This is a genomic window from Haloarcula regularis (assembly GCF_029338315.1).
GTDB classification, from domain to species: domain Archaea; phylum Halobacteriota; class Halobacteria; order Halobacteriales; family Haloarculaceae; genus Haloarcula; species Haloarcula regularis.
Window position 1 is genome coordinate 1,244,881 of record NZ_CP119794.1, and the last position, 14,492, is coordinate 1,259,372.

14 protein-coding genes are annotated in these 14,492 nt (G+C 68.5%); 5 read left to right on the top strand and 9 right to left on the bottom strand.

The window, feature by feature from the left end:
• Positions 1 to 77: 77 nt before the first annotated feature.
• Positions 78 to 1,583: a hypothetical protein gene (locus P1N55_RS06735; protein WP_276278166.1), complete on the bottom strand. Its 1,506-nt coding sequence runs from the start codon at positions 1,581 to 1,583 to the stop codon at positions 78 to 80.
• 254 nt (positions 1,584 to 1,837) lie between these two features.
• Positions 1,838 to 2,752: an HFX_2341 family transcriptional regulator gene (locus P1N55_RS06740; protein WP_276278167.1), complete on the bottom strand. Its 915-nt coding sequence runs from the start codon at positions 2,750 to 2,752 to the stop codon at positions 1,838 to 1,840.
• A gap of 102 nt (positions 2,753 to 2,854) precedes the next feature.
• Here P1N55_RS06740 and P1N55_RS06745 point away from each other — a divergent pair, with 102 nt between their 5' ends.
• Both P1N55_RS06745 and P1N55_RS06750 read left to right on the top strand, forming a co-directional pair.
• The gene (locus P1N55_RS06745) at positions 2,855 to 3,559 is read left to right on the top strand and encodes a universal stress protein (RefSeq protein ID WP_276278168.1); all 705 of its coding nucleotides are present in this window, start codon (positions 2,855 to 2,857) and stop codon (positions 3,557 to 3,559) included.
• A gap of 34 nt (positions 3,560 to 3,593) precedes the next feature.
• Positions 3,594 to 5,786 carry an amino acid permease gene (locus tag P1N55_RS06750; protein ID WP_276278169.1) on the top strand — a complete coding sequence of 731 codons (2,193 nt, stop codon included), beginning with the start codon at positions 3,594 to 3,596 and terminating at the stop codon, positions 5,784 to 5,786.
• Between the two features lie 22 nt (positions 5,787 to 5,808).
• Here P1N55_RS06750 and P1N55_RS06755 read toward each other — a convergent pair whose 3' ends face one another.
• The 4 genes from P1N55_RS06755 to P1N55_RS06770 all read right to left on the bottom strand — a co-directional run bounded on the left by P1N55_RS06755 (position 5,809) and on the right by P1N55_RS06770 (position 8,496).
• A complete protein-coding gene (locus P1N55_RS06755) occupies positions 5,809 to 6,255 on the bottom strand; it encodes a YgaP-like transmembrane domain (RefSeq protein ID WP_276278170.1) in 447 nt (148 codons plus the stop codon).
• Positions 6,256 to 6,340: 85 nt separating this feature from the next.
• A complete protein-coding gene (locus P1N55_RS06760; protein WP_276278171.1) occupies positions 6,341 to 7,867 on the bottom strand; it encodes a sodium:solute symporter family protein in 1,527 nt (508 codons plus the stop codon).
• 1 nt (position 7,868) lies between these two features.
• The gene (locus tag P1N55_RS06765; RefSeq protein WP_276278172.1) at positions 7,869 to 8,078 is read right to left on the bottom strand and encodes a DUF3311 domain-containing protein; all 210 of its coding nucleotides are present in this window, start codon (positions 8,076 to 8,078) and stop codon (positions 7,869 to 7,871) included.
• Positions 8,079 to 8,151: 73 nt separating this feature from the next.
• A complete protein-coding gene (locus P1N55_RS06770; RefSeq protein WP_276278173.1) occupies positions 8,152 to 8,496 on the bottom strand; it encodes a tRNA-binding protein in 345 nt (114 codons plus the stop codon).
• Between the two features lie 193 nt (positions 8,497 to 8,689).
• Between P1N55_RS06770 and dnaG the strand changes: the two genes are divergently transcribed.
• Positions 8,690 to 9,988, top strand: coding sequence for a DNA primase DnaG (gene dnaG, locus P1N55_RS06775; RefSeq protein WP_276278174.1), 1,299 nt, complete (start codon positions 8,690 to 8,692; stop codon positions 9,986 to 9,988).
• 22 nt (positions 9,989 to 10,010) lie between these two features.
• Here the strand turns inward: dnaG and P1N55_RS06780 are convergent, their stop codons facing one another.
• Positions 10,011 to 10,427, bottom strand: coding sequence for a GNAT family N-acetyltransferase (locus P1N55_RS06780; RefSeq protein WP_276278175.1), 417 nt, complete (start codon positions 10,425 to 10,427; stop codon positions 10,011 to 10,013).
• Positions 10,424 to 11,767, bottom strand: coding sequence for a DUF92 domain-containing protein (locus P1N55_RS06785; protein ID WP_276278176.1), 1,344 nt, complete (start codon positions 11,765 to 11,767; stop codon positions 10,424 to 10,426). Before P1N55_RS06785 ends, P1N55_RS06780 begins: the two co-directional genes overlap by 4 nt.
• A 123-nt stretch (positions 11,768 to 11,890) precedes the next feature.
• On the opposite strand from P1N55_RS06785, the gene P1N55_RS06790 reads away from it, so the two are divergent.
• Both P1N55_RS06790 and P1N55_RS06795 read left to right on the top strand, forming a co-directional pair.
• A complete protein-coding gene (locus tag P1N55_RS06790; protein WP_276278177.1) occupies positions 11,891 to 12,499 on the top strand; it encodes an undecaprenyl diphosphate synthase family protein in 609 nt (202 codons plus the stop codon).
• Positions 12,500 to 12,544: 45 nt separating this feature from the next.
• Complete coding sequence (locus tag P1N55_RS06795) at positions 12,545 to 13,444, top strand: hypothetical protein (protein ID WP_276278178.1); 900 nt, start codon at positions 12,545 to 12,547, stop codon at positions 13,442 to 13,444.
• Between the two features lie 9 nt (positions 13,445 to 13,453).
• Here the strand turns inward: P1N55_RS06795 and uppS are convergent, their stop codons facing one another.
• Positions 13,454 to 14,386 carry a polyprenyl diphosphate synthase gene (uppS, locus tag P1N55_RS06800; protein ID WP_276278179.1) on the bottom strand — a complete coding sequence of 311 codons (933 nt, stop codon included), beginning with the start codon at positions 14,384 to 14,386 and terminating at the stop codon, positions 13,454 to 13,456.
• Between the last annotated feature and the right edge of the window lie 106 nt (positions 14,387 to 14,492).

Sequence of the window (14,492 nt, forward strand, 5' to 3'; positions counted from 1 at the left end):
ACTTCGGTTTCTGAACGAGCACGACAGGCCCGGGGCGACGGGGTAGGATGAAGTGCGTCGAAAAAAGTGAGCGCGGTTCAGTACTGTCGCCGTCGGCCGACGATGGCCAGCCCGACTGCCAGCATACTCAGCCCGAGGTTCAGCAGCGGCGAGAACTCGCCGAGAGAGGCCAGTGGGCCGGACTGCTGTGGGATACTGAGCGTCAGCGTCCCGGTCTCACCGCCTTCGAAGGTGCCGTTCGCGACAGCGTACAACTCCTGCTCGTCGACTTCGTCGTAGTCGAACGGACCCGGGAGGATGAACACCGCGAGGTGGAGGTTACGCTCCGGGGCCCCCTCTTTGACGGTGAACTCGACGGTGACCTGCGTCGGGGCGTCGGCGTCGTCGAACGTGAACGACCGCCCCTCGATGGTGACGTTCTTCAGCTGGCCCGATCGCTCCTGGCGCAACAGGGACGGGTTCTGGGTCACGCCGTCGTCGGAGTTCCCCAGCGCTGCCATCAGGTCCAGGTCGTTCGTCGCGTAGTACGGCGGGTCCGGCGGTTCGTCACCCGGACCGAAGTCGACCTGCCAGTAGATCGTCTCCGGGTCAGGCGACTCGGTCGTCGTCTCGGTCTGCGTTTCCGTCTCGGTCTCGGTTTCAGTCTCGGTCTCGGTCTCCGTTTCCGTCTCCGTTTCCGTCTCAGTCTCGGTCTCGGTCTCGGTCTCCGTTTCCGTCTCCGTCTCAGTCTCGGTCTCGGTCTCCGTTTCCGTCTCCGTCTCAGTCTCGGTCTCGGTCTCCGTTTCCGTCTCCGTTTCCGTTTCCGTCTCAGTCTCGGTCTCAGTTTCCGTCTCAGTCTCAGTCTCGGTCTCAGTTTCCGTCTCAGTCTCAGTCTCAGTCTCGGTCTCGGTCTCAGTTTCCGTCTCGGTCTCGGTCTCAGTCTCAGTCTCAGTCTCGGTCTCCGTCTCGGTCTCGGTCTCAGTCTCGGTCTCAGTTTCCGTCTCAGTCTCAGTCTCGGTCTCGGTCTCGGTCTCAGTCTCAGTCTCGGTCTCCGTTTCCGTCTCCGTCTCGGTCTCGGTCTCCGTTTCCGTTTCAGTCTCCGTCGGTTTCTTACAGAACGCGAGGAAGCTGATGCCCTTCTCCGTGGTGACTGTCCCGGATGTCGTCGCGGGGTCGTTCTCGATGGCTTGCTCGACCTGGCTTCCCCCGCCAGCCTGGACCACGACGACGTCTATCGGGACCGAGGAGGTCCACTCCACCTTCGTCGGGCCCTCTGCGGGGTCGTCGTCGGAGTACGTCAGGACGTCGAAAGTCACCACGTCGTCACCCTGGTCGAGGACGAAGTCGTACCCGCCGTTGACCGCTTCCCAGTTGTACTTTGCGACCAGTTCCTCGTCCGGGAGACACGGCGAACTCGGACTCCGATCCTCGGATGCAACCTGGTTCGACGGACCGGAGAGGTCGGATTCGACCTGATTCGACGGTCCGACGAGTTCGCTCACACCGATCCCGCCCCCGATAGTCACCGACCCGACGACGAGAAGTGTGGCCGCGGCGAGAACCGCGACTGTCGCGAGGTCGACGGCACCAGAATCACGGCTCATCTGTTCCCCCCTCCCGGACGGCGTGCGTCCGGACGCGAATGTGGGACTAGCACAGTGTGACAACTGTCGGCAAAGGGGTTTTGTAAGTCTCACATTGTGTCGATAACAACCTTGTAACGTCCCGCTCGAGACGGCACAGAGTGTCCCAGAACGAGAGCCGAATCGGCGCAGCCTTGTCGAATGGGTAGATTACACCGATAACGACATGCTAAGATTCCGTATTGAGATCCCCGTCGGCCCGGAGACCTTGGCCGTCAGAGCAGATCGTGGTCGCGGTCCTCTGCGGAGTGTGCACGGACCCACAGCTCGCCGATGCGAGAGAGGCGCGTCCGGTACGATTTGCCGTGTTCCTCCTGCTCGATGTAGCCCTTGCCGCCGGGGCCCAGGCGGTCGACGTTGTAGATAACCTTCGAGCGGAAGGAGTCGGTGTACTCCTCGCCGAGGTCACGGGCCAGTTCCTGAGCCAGTTCCGAGACGGACTCGAACTCGCCGTGTTCCCCGAGGGTAAAGAGGATGACCTCCTCGAAGGGCTTGACGTTCGAGAAGGAGGCCACCGGAAGTTCGACGATGTGCGAGCCGTCGATCTCCTTGGCGCCGATGGTCGTCCCGCGCTCGTCGAACTCCGCGAGCAGGTCGCGGGCCGTCTCGAGGCGTTCGGCCGCGCGAGCCGAGACGTCGCCGTCGTCGGACTCCTGCAGGTCCTCCAGCAGGTCGATCTGCTTGTGCAGTTCCTCGGCGAGCTCCGTCTCGAGGTACTTCTCGGGGACCGTGTAGTAGGTGTGGATACGGTCGCGGTCGCCCTCGCGCTCGACCATGATGGAGTGGGCGGCGGTCGCGAAGGCAAATGAGATGGTGCGGGGCATCGCCGAGACGTTGACCCAGACCTCGCTGCCGGCGTCGAGCTCCGCGTTGATGAGCTCGAACGCCTGCTCGAAGGCGTCGTCGTAGTCGTAGACGTCCGAAATGACGAACCGCTCGGTCTCCGCCCCCAGCAGGTTCTGGAAGTCCTGCTCCAGCTTCTTCGCGAGGTTGCGCGAGTACTCGACGTTGGCCTCGGACCCGACCGCCCCCTCGAGTAAGATGACGCGGTCGACGCCGAGGCGCTCGCGGACCAGCGGCGCGATGAGCCGGTCGTAGTCGAAGCCGACCGGGACGATGTGGGTCTGCATACGTGCTAGGTCGCCCAGCAGGGATAAAAGCCACCAGATTCCGGCCAGTGCAAAATCGTGCGAAGCATTGACAGTACTGGCCGGGGTACCGTCAGGGGACAGATGCCACCCATCGACGAACTGACCATCCTCGTGCCGGTCGACGTCTCGGACGAGCCGCCGGCGCTCGACATCCTCGACGTGCTCTCGCCGCTCGAGGTCGTCCTGCTGGGGTACTTCCCGGTGCCCGACCAGGCCGAGCCGGCGCTCATCAAAGACGAGTACGAGGCCGAGGCCGAGGCCCGGCTGGTCGACGTCGCCGGGGGCCGGCCGGACCTGACCGAGGTCCTCGTGTTCACGCACGACCGCGAGGCGACCATCGACCGGGTGGCAGACCAGTACGACTGCGACGCGGTGCTGGCGCCGGGGGCCGTGACCGAGATCGAACGCGTTCTGGTGCCCATCCGGGGCGACGTGAACCTCGAACGCATCATCTCGGTGACCGCGCGGCTGCTCGAGGCCACCGGCGCGACGGTGACGCTGTTCCACTCGGTGACCGAGGACGCAGACGAGAGCTACGGCGAGTTCCTGCTCCGGGGCGCGACCGACCGCCTGGAAGAGTTCGGCGTCGACGAGGAGCGGGTCAGCTGGGAACTCTCGGCGGAGGGCGACCCGTCACAGGAGATCGTCGACCTCGGCAACGAGTTCGACATCGTCGTCCTCGGGGAGTCCGAGCCGTCCCTGCGCGAGCGCATCATCGGCGACGTCCTCTCGCACGTCGTCGACGACCTGGAGAGCCCGGCACTCATCGTGAGGGACACCGAATGAACGCGGCCCCGATCGACCGACGAGGGAGCCGTCGATGAGCGTCGACGGAGGCGAGCTCGAACGGACGCTGGGCTTCCTCGAGGCGATGACGCTTGGCGGCGGGACGATGATCGGTGCGGGCATCTTCATCCTGCCGGGCATCGCCGCCCGGAACGCCGGACCCGCGAGTTCGGTCTCGTACGCCATCGCCGGGTTCGTCGCCCTGCTCGCGGCGCTGTCGCTCTCGGAACTGGCGACGGGTATGCCCATCGCCGGCGGGAGCTACCACTACGTCAACCGGGCCCTGGGGAGCCTCGCCGGGAGCGTCGTCGGCTGGGGGATGTGGAGCGGGCTGATGTTCGCCAGCGCCTTCTACATGGTCGGGTTCGGCCAGTACATCGTCGAACCCGTCCCCTTTCTGGACGGGCGCGGGTTCATCATCCTGCTGGGGCTGGCCGGCCTGGCCCTACTGACCGGCGTCAACTACTACGGGACCGAGGAGTCCAGTTCCCTCCAGAACGTGATGATCGGCTCGGAGACAGCGGTCATCGTCGTCTTCGTGGTCGTCGGCGTCTTCTTCATCCAGCCCGGCAACCTCGAACCCTTCGCGCCCGCCGGAGCCGGCGGCGTCGTCGCGACGACGGGCATCGTCTTCATCTCCTTCCTGGGCTTCGAGATCATCGCCACGGTCGCCGGCGAGATCAAGAACCCCGGTCGCATCATCCCGCTGTCGATGATTCTCTCGGTGGTGCTGGTGACCATCCTCTACGTGCTCGTGATGCTCGTCAGCACCGGCGTCATCCCCTACGACCGACTGGGTGACTCGCCCATCCCCGTCGCGGACGTGGCGACGGCGTACCTGGGGCCTGCCGGGGCCGTCGCCATCGTCTTCGCCGCTATCGTCGCGGCCATCTCCAGCTCGAACTCGTCGATACTGGCCGCCTCGCGGGTCGTCTACGCGATGGGGCGGGACGGCGTCGTCTCGAAGTGGCTGAACGTGAGTCACCCCCGATTTTTCACGCCCCACCGCGCCATCGTCACGACCAGCGCGCTGACGGCGGCGCTCATCCTCGTCGGCCTCCGGGTCGACGCCATCGTCTCTCTGCTGGCCGAGGCGGCGAGTTTCAGTTTCCTGGTCGCCTACGCGCTGGTCCACGTCTCGCTCGTGGTGTTCCGCCGGGCCGACCCCGACGAGTACGACCCCTCATTCAGCCTCCCGTCGCCGCTGTACCCGGTCGTCCCGGTGCTCGGCGTTCTGCTGTCGATCGTGGTCGTCACGCAGATGGCGCCGGTCATCGTCGCCATCGGGACGGGTATCATCGTCGTCGGCGTGGTGTGGTACGCCGTCTACGCGAGGGGTCGCGTCGTCAGCGAGGGGCTCCTCCGCGACGCGCTGTGGGGTCCGCCCGCAGCGGCGTATCGGGTGGTCGTACCGGTCGCGAACCCCGAGACACAGCGGGGCCTGCTGCGCCTCGCCGCGGCCAGCGCCCGCGCCAACGCCGACGTGGCCGACCCCGAACTCGTCGCGGTGAACGTCGTCCACGTCGAACACGAGTCCCCGCTCCAGAACGTCGAGGCAGAGCGCGCCGACCACCAGCGCGACCTGCTCGAGAACGCCCAGGCCTTCGCCGACGAGATGGGCGTGACCCTGCGGACGCGGGCACTCACTGCCGCAGACACGGGCGAAGCGCTGCTCTCGGTGCTCGAGGAGGAGGCCGCCGACGAGGTGTTGCTGGGGTGGAGCGGCGAGACCACCGGGGGCGACGCCGTGACGGGTCCGACGGTCGCCACGATCCTCGAGAACGCGCCGTGCGATGTCGCACTCGTGACGCTCCGTGGCGCCGTCGGCACGCCCGTCGGCCTCGTCGCGCCCGGACGGGACGCCGCGAGCGTTGCCCGCCGCGTCGCCGAGTTCGCCACCGTCGAGGACGTCGTTCCGACCCTGCTGGCCGTCGTGCCCGCCGAGGGCGACGAGTCCGCGGCTCGCCAGCGCGGCGCGGACCTCGTGGCCGAAGCCGCCGCGGCCGCCGGGCTCGAACCGGACGAGTACACCACCGAGGTGGTCGTCGACGACGACGTCGGGGCCGGCATTCAGGCGGTGATCGGCGAGTATCAGACCGTCTGCGTGAGCCACGCCGAGGCGGCGACGGATTCGGGAGCACCCGTGCGCAGCGCGCTCGCGAGCGCCGCGACGAACGTGGCCCTGGTCCGGAGCGCGGAGCAGCCGGTTCCCCGGGGCTCAGACTGAGGCACCGACCAGGGGCGGCCCCTCACTCACACGAGTCGTGGACGATCTCGTCCTGGGCGTTGGGGCTGCGGCGCTGGCCCGGGACAATGGGCTCGCCACAGAACGCACAGGTCAGCTGGCCCCGCTGGGTGGCCGTCCCGCCGTCGCCGCCGACGGCGACGCTCACAGTCTCCACGTCCTCGCTCGCCGCCTCGTCGGTAGTCGCGTCGTCGGCGTCGGCCACCAGGTCGCTCCGGTCTTCGATGTCGATGTCGGCGATACCCTCGGCCGTGTCGATACCGAGGCGTGCGTTTGCCGGACAGTGCTTCGTGACGGCGGTGAAGCCAGCGACGAGCGCGCCGCCTGCGACGAGGAGGGCGCGCTTTCGCTTCCCGCTCCGGAACGCGCGAACCGCAGCGACGGTGAGCAGGGCCGCGAGCGCGGCACGGGCTCGGCGGTCGTTCCCACCGACGTTCTCTGGGAGTTCCATGCGTCTCCCTAGGGCCCGGACGGTCTTGTATATTCACCTCCCGGCGAGGGCAGATACCCCCCAGTCACTCGGTCGAACGGCGCGGTCAGTCGGCCTCGACGCCGTCGACGCGGTAGACGCTGCGGTTCTCGTCGGGGGCCGCGGTGGTCACGAGCGAGACGCCGACGGTCAGCAGGAGGCCAAGCAGGATACCGACGACGCCGGGCGTCCAGCCCATGTAGGTGCCCGAGAGCGCCACCGAGAGACCGGCCAGTCCGGTGAGCGTCTCGACGACGGGGAAGACGTGCAGGACGTAGAACACCTGCGTACCCACGACGCCGGCGTACATGCCGTAGCGGGTCGTCCCGCCCCAGTACAGCGCCAGCGCGACGGGGACGGTGAGCTGTGCGAACCCGCTGAAGGCGGTGTCACCGATCTGGACGAGCGTCCCCGGCGAGTAGAGGCTGGCGACGAACGAGAGCGTCGCGAAGACGACCACGCCCACGCGGGCGATTAGCGCCTCGCGGGCGTCGTCTGCGTCGCTGGAGCCGGAGCCAAAGGCGCGCTTCAGCGGCCGGTAGACGTCCCGGGTGAGGTACGACGACCCGGACAGCAGCATGGAGTCGCTGGAGGACATCATCGCGGCCATCGCGCCGGCGATGACCAGCGCGGCGAACCAGGTCGGCGCGAACTCGCCCAGCAGGACCGGGACGACGTTGCTCCCCTGTGGGACCTCGACGCCGAGGCCGACGGCCCACGCGCCCAGCATGAACGCGGGGACGAACAGGAGAAGGACGAGCACGGGCCACAGCGCGAACGTGCGCTTGAGGACTGTCTTCGACCCGGCGGCGAAGCGCTGGTTTATCTGGGGGAACATCGTCACGCCGAAGGCGATGCTCACGGCGCTGGAGATGATGAACTGCGGGGTGTAGAGCCCGCCGCCCAGCGCGAGGAACTCGCCGTTGGCCGCGCCCATCTGCTCGGTGGCGACGCCGGCGCCCCCGATGTCGGTGAGCAGCCACGCGACGGCCAGCCAGACGAGCGAGAGCATGAACAGGCCCTGGATGGTGTCGGTCCAGGCGACGCCGCGCATCCCGGAGACGGCGACGTAGGCAATCATGAACAGGGTGATGCCGCCGGCGCCGACCCAGAACGGCACCGCGCCCTCGGTCAGGCCGACGATGGCCTGTCCCGCGCCCTTCTGCTGGAGCATCACGTACGGGAACAGCCACACGAGGCTGACACCGGCGACGAGCACGCGCAGCGGCGTCGAGCCAAAGCGATCGCCCAGCATCTCGCCGAGCGTGACGTAGCCGTGGCGCTTGCCCACGAGCCACTGCTTGTAGCCGATGACGTACCACAGCACGGCGAAGATGATGCCGTCCATCAGGCCCATCACCAGGATCCACTCGGGGCCCGCCGCGAACGCGAGGTTCGGGCCGCCGAAGAAGGTAAAGGCCGACAGGAGCGTCGCGAAGGTCGTAAAGAGCAGGACGACCGTGCCCAGCGTCCGGCTCGCGAGGTAGTAGTCCTCTGCGCTCCGGTCGGTCAGCCGGTAGGCGACGACGCCCACCGCGAGCGCGACCAGCATGTACGCGCCGACGATGCCCAGCTGGAGTGCGGTCTCGGCCATCTCAGGCCACCTCCTCGACGCCCAGGCCCCAGTCGGTCCGCGCGAAGACCGCGAAGACGACGCTCGCGAGCACCATCCAGCCGACGTGCCACCAGAGCCACAGCGGCAGTCCGAACGCGACGGTCGCGTCTCGCCAGAGGAACCACGGCACCGCGAGGGCCATCAGCAGTAGTGCGACGACGGTCCACCCGGCTGTCCGCACGAGTCTCATATCGGTCATGTCTAAACAGTCCGGGTATATATCAATAACGAATCTTCACCAAGTCGTGGTGAAGAACATTTCTTCAGTATACCCGTGTGCCAGGTTCGACGTCTCGTTCCGTCGTGAGGTGGACCACGCCGTCGGGGCCGTCGACGCCGGTGACCAGACACTCGCTGTCGAACCCCGCGAGGGAGACGGTTCCGAGGTTGACGACGGCGACGACCTGCGCGCCCAGCAGGTCGGCCTCGTCGTAGCAGTCGGTCAGGCCCGCGGCGGACTGCAACACCTCGTCGCCGACGTCCACGCGAAGCTTGTAGACGTCCTTGCGGGCCTCCGGGAACGGTTCGACGGCGACGACGTCGCCGACGCGCATCTCCACGTCCTCGAGGAACTGTGCGGGATCGATGTCGGGTTCGGTGAGTCCCATACCCCCGCCACGGGGCCGGGGTACCTGAACCTCCGGGCCGGAAGACCACGGCCGAGCCCGGGGGCGAGGTGACAGCGAGCGAGGACGCTCTCGGACGGTGCGCAAGGTTATTTTGTTGTCACCAACTACGTCTTGGCAGTGACAGCGGTTCGTCGGGTCGTGTCGGCCGACGGACCAGGTTCGGAGTCCGAGGATGAACGATACAACCAAATATCTGATACACGCGAACATCACCGCCGCGGGCGTCGTCGAGCGAAACGACGTCGTCGGCGCCGTGTTCGGGCAGACGGAGGGACTGCTGGGCGAAGAGATGGACCTGCGGACGCTGCAGGACGCCAAGAAAGTCGGTCGCATCGACGTCGAGATCCAGTCGAAGGCCGGCCAGACGTTCGGCGAGATAACCATCGCGAGCGGGCTCGACCGCGTCGAAACGGCGACACTCGCGGCGGCCTTAGAGACCATCGAACAGGTCGGCCCGTGCCGGGCCGAGATCGAGGTGTCGAACATCGAGGACGTCCGCAGCGCCAAGCGCCGCGAGGTCGTCGAGCGGGCGACGGAGATCTTATCCGAGTTCGAAGCCGAGTCGATGGGCGTCGAGGACATCGTCGAGACGGTCCGGCAGCAGGCCCGCGTCGCCGACATCTCCGAGTACGAAGGGCTGCCGGCGGGGCCGCGCGTCGCCGACTCCGACGCCATCGTAGTCGTCGAGGGGCGTGCCGACGTGCTCCAGTTGCTGAAGTACGGCGTCAAGAACGCCATCGCCGTCGAGGGTACGGACGTCCCCGAGAGCGTCGCGGACCTGACGAGCGAGCGGACCGTCACGGCGTTTCTTGACGGTGACCGCGGCGGCGACCTCATCCTCAAGGAGCTGAGCCAGGTCGGCGACGTTGACTTCGTCGCCGTCGCGCCACGGGACCGCTCGGTGGAGGACCTCTCGCGGGGCGAGGTGATGGCGGCGCTGCGCGACAAGATTCCCTACGAGACGGTCGCCGACGCCGAGTCGCCCGCCCACGCCCTCGCTGACCGTGACCGCGAGGCCGCGCGCACCGACGGTTCGACGGCCGTCGAACACGCGCCCGACGCCGCGGACGACGAGGGGGCGACCGCCATCGCCGCGGGCGAGAGCGGGACAGAGACGACAGTCGCCGAGGCCGACGCCGAATCGACTGCCGAGCGCGACGCCGAGACGGCCACGGACGCCGCGGAACCGACGACGCTCTCGGACCACGTCGCGGCGGTCATCCAGCGCGGGAGCGACACGGTGCGCCTGCTCGACGCCGACGGCCAGCTACTCGACGAGGGGCCCGCCGCCGACGCCGTTTCACTCGTCGGCGAGTGCGAACAGCGCCCGAGCACCGTCGTGCTCGACGGCGAGTGCACCCAGAAGGTCGTCGACGTGGCCGCACAGCGCGGGGTGGACGTCGTCGTGGCGGCTCGCGACGGCGAGTACGTGAAACAGCCCACCTCGGTACAGGTCCGGATCGCGGACTGAGGCGCAGTTCTCGGGGCCCGGTTCAGAGAGCCAGCACCAGCAACACGCCGTCGCCGTCGTCGTAGTGGTCCGGCAGGTCAGCCCGCTTCTCGAACCCGAAGCCGTCGTAGAACGACCGGACCCGCTCGTCGTCGGCCCGGGCGGTGAGACGTAACGTCTCGAAGCCCGCCTCGCGGAGGCGTTCGACGAGCGCGGTCAGGAGCTGACTCCCGTAGCCCTGGCCCTGGAGGCGGGGATCCACGGCGAATTCCGCGAGGTAAGCCACCGGGTGGTCGGGGACGACCAGCGCGTAGCCGACGACGAGGCCGTCGGTTATCACGAGCAGCGTCGGCGGGCCGTCGACGGCCACGTCCAGCAGGCCCGGCCAGGGGGCGTCGAGCGCGGCGGCCTGAATCTCGCGGAGGCGGTCGTGGTCCGCTGTGGTGGCCTCGCGGATCATACCAGGCCGACGGCGACGACGATGCCGACGCCCGTGAGCGCGGCCACGAGCGTCGCCAGCATGTTGACGGCCTGGTTCCCGACGACACCGCCCTCGACGGTGGCGCCGAGGATGCTGTCGACGAACATCCCGACCAGTCCGCAGGTGAGGACCACCGTCGCACCGAGCGACCCCATCTCCTCGAGCAAGAGCGCGCCGATGCCGGCGATGATGGCCGCGCCGGCCAGGCCCGCGAGGACGCCCTGCCAGGTCACGCCGCCGTCCGTGCCCGGTTCGACCGGCTGGAGGGTCGTGATGAGCCGCGGGTTGTCGTAGAGGCCGCCGAACTCGCTGGAGAAGGTGTCGGTCATCGCCGCCGACACCGCCCCGGCGAAGGCATACAGGAACAGCGTCGGGTCGACGGCGAGGTGGCTGGGGCTGGCGGCCGCCGCGAGAACCGCAAAGAGCGCGACGATGGAGTTCGCCAGCACGTTCCCGCTGCCGCGGGCCCCCTCGTTTTCCTCGGCGATGCCCCGGTCCTGTTTCTCGTCGTAGCGGTACTTCGTCGAGAGGCCGCCCAGGCCGAAGAAGGCGATGAGCATCGCGAACCAGCCGAACCCGCCGAGCACGATGGTCAGCAGCGAGAGGAGGACGCCGGTGAGCATCCCCGGAAGCGAGGCCGTATCGAGCGCGTACGAGAGGTAGCCGAGCGCGGCGGTCACGGCCAGCGCGACGGCGAGGCGGACCGGGGCGACCGTCGGGTCCAGTTCGAAGAACAGCCAGGAGAGCAGCCCGACCGAGAGCAGGACGAGGGGGTAGTCCCGCTCGAACAGGACCGCCCGGAGCAACGCGGCCACGAGCGCACCGGTCACTGCGAGGAAGACGACCTGCGGGAGCCGGACGGGTCCGACCTGGAACAGCGCCGCGGCGACGAACCCGATAGTGCCGGCCGCCGCCCCGAGGACGACGAACCCGGCGGTGGCGACGACGCCGTCGCTGCCGTAGGCATACGAGAGGCGCTGGCCCAGGTTCCCGTAGGCGACGATGAGCACCGTCGCGACGAACACGGGCACTGGGAGGCCAAACTGGACGGCCAGCAGCGCGAGGCCGGCGACGGCCAGCGCGAAGGCCGCGAGGCCGTAGAGCTTCCCGTCCTGGTAGTCGCCGGGGAGCGCGAACAGCTCGAAGAACGCCGAGTCCTGGTCGACGGCGACGAGCGAGAGTACCGCGACGAGTACGAACGGGCCCGTCGCGACGACAGTCGCGAGCGCGGGCGACCGCAGTCCGGTCGCGGCCGGCACGGCGAACGCCAGCGTCGCGACGACTGCGAAGGCCCCCGCTCGTCGGACTGCCGTTGTCACGTCCCGCCGGTATCCCCGAGAGGCACTTACCCTTTCCGAACTACGCGGCACCGGGATACCGGGCGGCGCGGGCGACCAGGCCGCGTCCGTGCGTTTATTGGCGCTCGTCTCACAGTAGCCGTCGTGGGCCTGTACGAACGGTACCTCGCAGTCCGACTCCGACGGAGCGACGCCACTCTCCCCGAGACCGTCGCCCTGGTCATCACGGAGCGTGACCTCCTGGCCGAGGGCGCGTACGCGACCTTAGAACAGTTCTTCGAGTGGGCGGTCCAGTACGGCGCCGAGACGCTCGTCGTCTACGTGAGCGTCTTAGACGAGGAGGTGGTCGGGACGCTCCGGCGCGAGCTCGACGGTCTCCGGGCGCCGAGACCCATCGCGGTCAGAGGCCCGGACGACGAGACGGCCGCGGACGCCCCCATCCAGATATCCATCGGCCTGGGCGGCCAGGCCGAGTTCGCGACGGCGGTCGAGAAACTCGCCGAGGGCGTCGAGCGGGGCGACCTCGCGCCCGCGGACATCGACGAGGCGGCCGTCGAGGAGCACCTGGTCTTTCCGACGGCGCCGGACCTCGTGGTCAAGACCGGTGCGGAGCGGCTCTCGGATTTCATGATCTGGCAGTCGGTGTACTCCGAGCTGTACTTCACCGACGTGAACTGGCAGAACTTCCGCAAGCGCGACTACCTGCGGGCGCTGCGGGACTACCAGGAGCGCCAGCGCCGGTTCGGCCGGTGACGCGGCCACACAAAGCCTATTCCGCCGGCGGCGGGACCGTCGACCATGTCCCCCCGCACGACCCGACGTGCCCTCCTCCGGGCGGGTGGCCTGGCGATCTGTGGCGTCGGCAGCGGCTGTCTCGGCCGTGACCCCCCGGGCGACGAGCAGTCACCGACCGAGACGCACACCTCCGCGACCGAGTCGCAGTCGCCCACGGCGACGGAACCGCCGACCCCGACAGCGAGCGGCGTCTACGCCGACCAGCCCGACGGGCCGGAAGCCTACCCCGACCGACCCGCCGAGGCCGGGCGGGAGGCCGCCGTCGAGTACGCGAAGGCCTTCGAGCGGGCCCGCATCTACAACTCCTTGCACGACACGGACGTCGAGGACATTTCGGCGCGCGCCACGGCTGCACACGACGTCGCCCGTGCCGGTGGCCACTACGTCGTCGCCACGGGCACCGGGTACGCCAACTACGCCGACGGGGTCCACGCCGACTGGGGGCAACTGCCGGCGCTCTGTTTCGTCAGCCCCGACCTCGTCGTTCGCGTGGGTCACTTCGAGGACCGCTACTTCCACTGCTCGGACGTCTTCGCCAGCGACGACGAGGCTGAGAACTTCGCGCCCCCCTGCGAGGGCGAGCACGCCGAGTACCGGGTCTACAACGTCCACCCGGAGCCACACGACGTGGCGGTCACCGTCGAATACCTCGGTGAGGACGGACCGACGACGGTCCTGGAACGGGAGTATCGCGTGCGCTACGACCGCGGTATCCAGCAGGGGAGCGTGACCCGGCGGCGCGGGACCTACCGGCTGACCGCCTCGATACCGGACGGTCCGACGACGACCACCGAGTGGGACCTCACCCGGGCGCCGCCGGACCGCGACGCGCCGCTGTCGGTGCTGGTGACGCCGGGCGGCGGGCTCTGGGTCCACCGGCCGCCGTTCGGGACGATACGGTAATCGCGAGAGTCAGTCGGCCGTCTCGTAGTCGTCCTCGACCTCTGCGGCCTCGCGCTCGCCGCTTGGCAGCGCGTCCCGGAACCGCGAGAGGACGCGACGGGCGTCGGGCACCTCGCTGTGTTCGAGCGCGCGGACGAGCGCGAGCGCGCGCCGGGCCCGCGTCGTCCGCCAGGACTGCTCGCGGTTCTCGTAGGTCCGGATGGCCCGAAGGAAGTCGATCTTCCGGAACTCGGGCCAGTAGGGCGTACAGAAGAACGTCGCCGCCTCGTTGCCGTTGGCGTGCCACGGGAGGAAGTTCGAGGTGCGCTCGTCGCCGCCCGTCCGCACGATGAGGTCCACGTCGCTGGTCGGCCCCTCGTAGAGGAACTCCTCGAGGACGTCCGCGTCGACGTCCCCGGGCTCTATGTCGCCGGCCTCGACGGCGCGGGCGACGTCGCGGGCGGCCCCGAGCAGTTCCGCGCGGCCGCCGTAGGCCAGCGCGACGTTGAGGTGGAGGCGGTCGTAGTCGGCGGTCCGACCCTCTGCGTAGTCGATGGCGTCCCGGACCCGGTCGGGCAACAGGTCCGTCTCGCCGATGGCGCGGATGCGGACGCCCGCGTCGTGGATGCGCTCGGAGTCGGCGAACTCCCGCAGTCGCGACTCCACGAGGTCGAAGATGTGCTCCCGTTCGTCCTCGGGCCGGTTGAAGTTCTCCGTCGAGAACGCGTACAGCGTCACCTCCTCGACGCCCAGTTCGTCACACCAGTTCAGCAGCGCCTCCGTCGTCTCGGCGCCCTGCCGGTGGCCCTCGGTCGTGTCCTCACCACGTTCGCGGGCGTAGCGTCGGTTCCCGTCCTGGATGACGGCGACGTGGCTGGGCGTCCCGGACAGTTCCCATCGAAGCAACCGCTCGTAGGCGGCGTACCCCACCTCGCGGACCCGCTGTCGCATCGTATACAGCATATCAACGGGCCGATAAGGATTTTGTGGCTCGCAGCCGCGACGTGACTTGCGGCGGTCCTGTCGGAATATAGCCACATCATTTTAATACTCCGGTGTCCTACGGAGA

Coding starts and splice junctions, on each gene's coding strand:
- uppS (WP_276278179.1), bottom strand. CDS start 14,386: ATGCTGTATACGATGCGACAGCGGGTCCGCGAGGTGGGGTACGCCGCC.
- P1N55_RS06750 (WP_276278169.1), top strand. CDS start 3,594: ATGAGCGTCGACGGAGGCGAGCTCGAACGGACGCTGGGCTTCCTCGAG.
- P1N55_RS06760 (WP_276278171.1), bottom strand. CDS start 7,867: ATGGCCGAGACCGCACTCCAGCTGGGCATCGTCGGCGCGTACATGCTG.
- P1N55_RS06745 (WP_276278168.1), top strand. CDS start 2,855: ATGCCACCCATCGACGAACTGACCATCCTCGTGCCGGTCGACGTCTCG.
- P1N55_RS06770 (WP_276278173.1), bottom strand. CDS start 8,496: ATGGGACTCACCGAACCCGACATCGATCCCGCACAGTTCCTCGAGGAC.
- P1N55_RS06735 (WP_276278166.1), bottom strand. CDS start 1,583: ATGAGCCGTGATTCTGGTGCCGTCGACCTCGCGACAGTCGCGGTTCTC.
- P1N55_RS06740 (WP_276278167.1), bottom strand. CDS start 2,752: ATGCAGACCCACATCGTCCCGGTCGGCTTCGACTACGACCGGCTCATC.
- dnaG (WP_276278174.1), top strand. CDS start 8,690: ATGAACGATACAACCAAATATCTGATACACGCGAACATCACCGCCGCG.
- P1N55_RS06755 (WP_276278170.1), bottom strand. CDS start 6,255: ATGGAACTCCCAGAGAACGTCGGTGGGAACGACCGCCGAGCCCGTGCC.
- P1N55_RS06795 (WP_276278178.1), top strand. CDS start 12,545: ATGTCCCCCCGCACGACCCGACGTGCCCTCCTCCGGGCGGGTGGCCTG.
- P1N55_RS06780 (WP_276278175.1), bottom strand. CDS start 10,427: ATGATCCGCGAGGCCACCACAGCGGACCACGACCGCCTCCGCGAGATT.
- P1N55_RS06765 (WP_276278172.1), bottom strand. CDS start 8,078: ATGAGACTCGTGCGGACAGCCGGGTGGACCGTCGTCGCACTACTGCTG.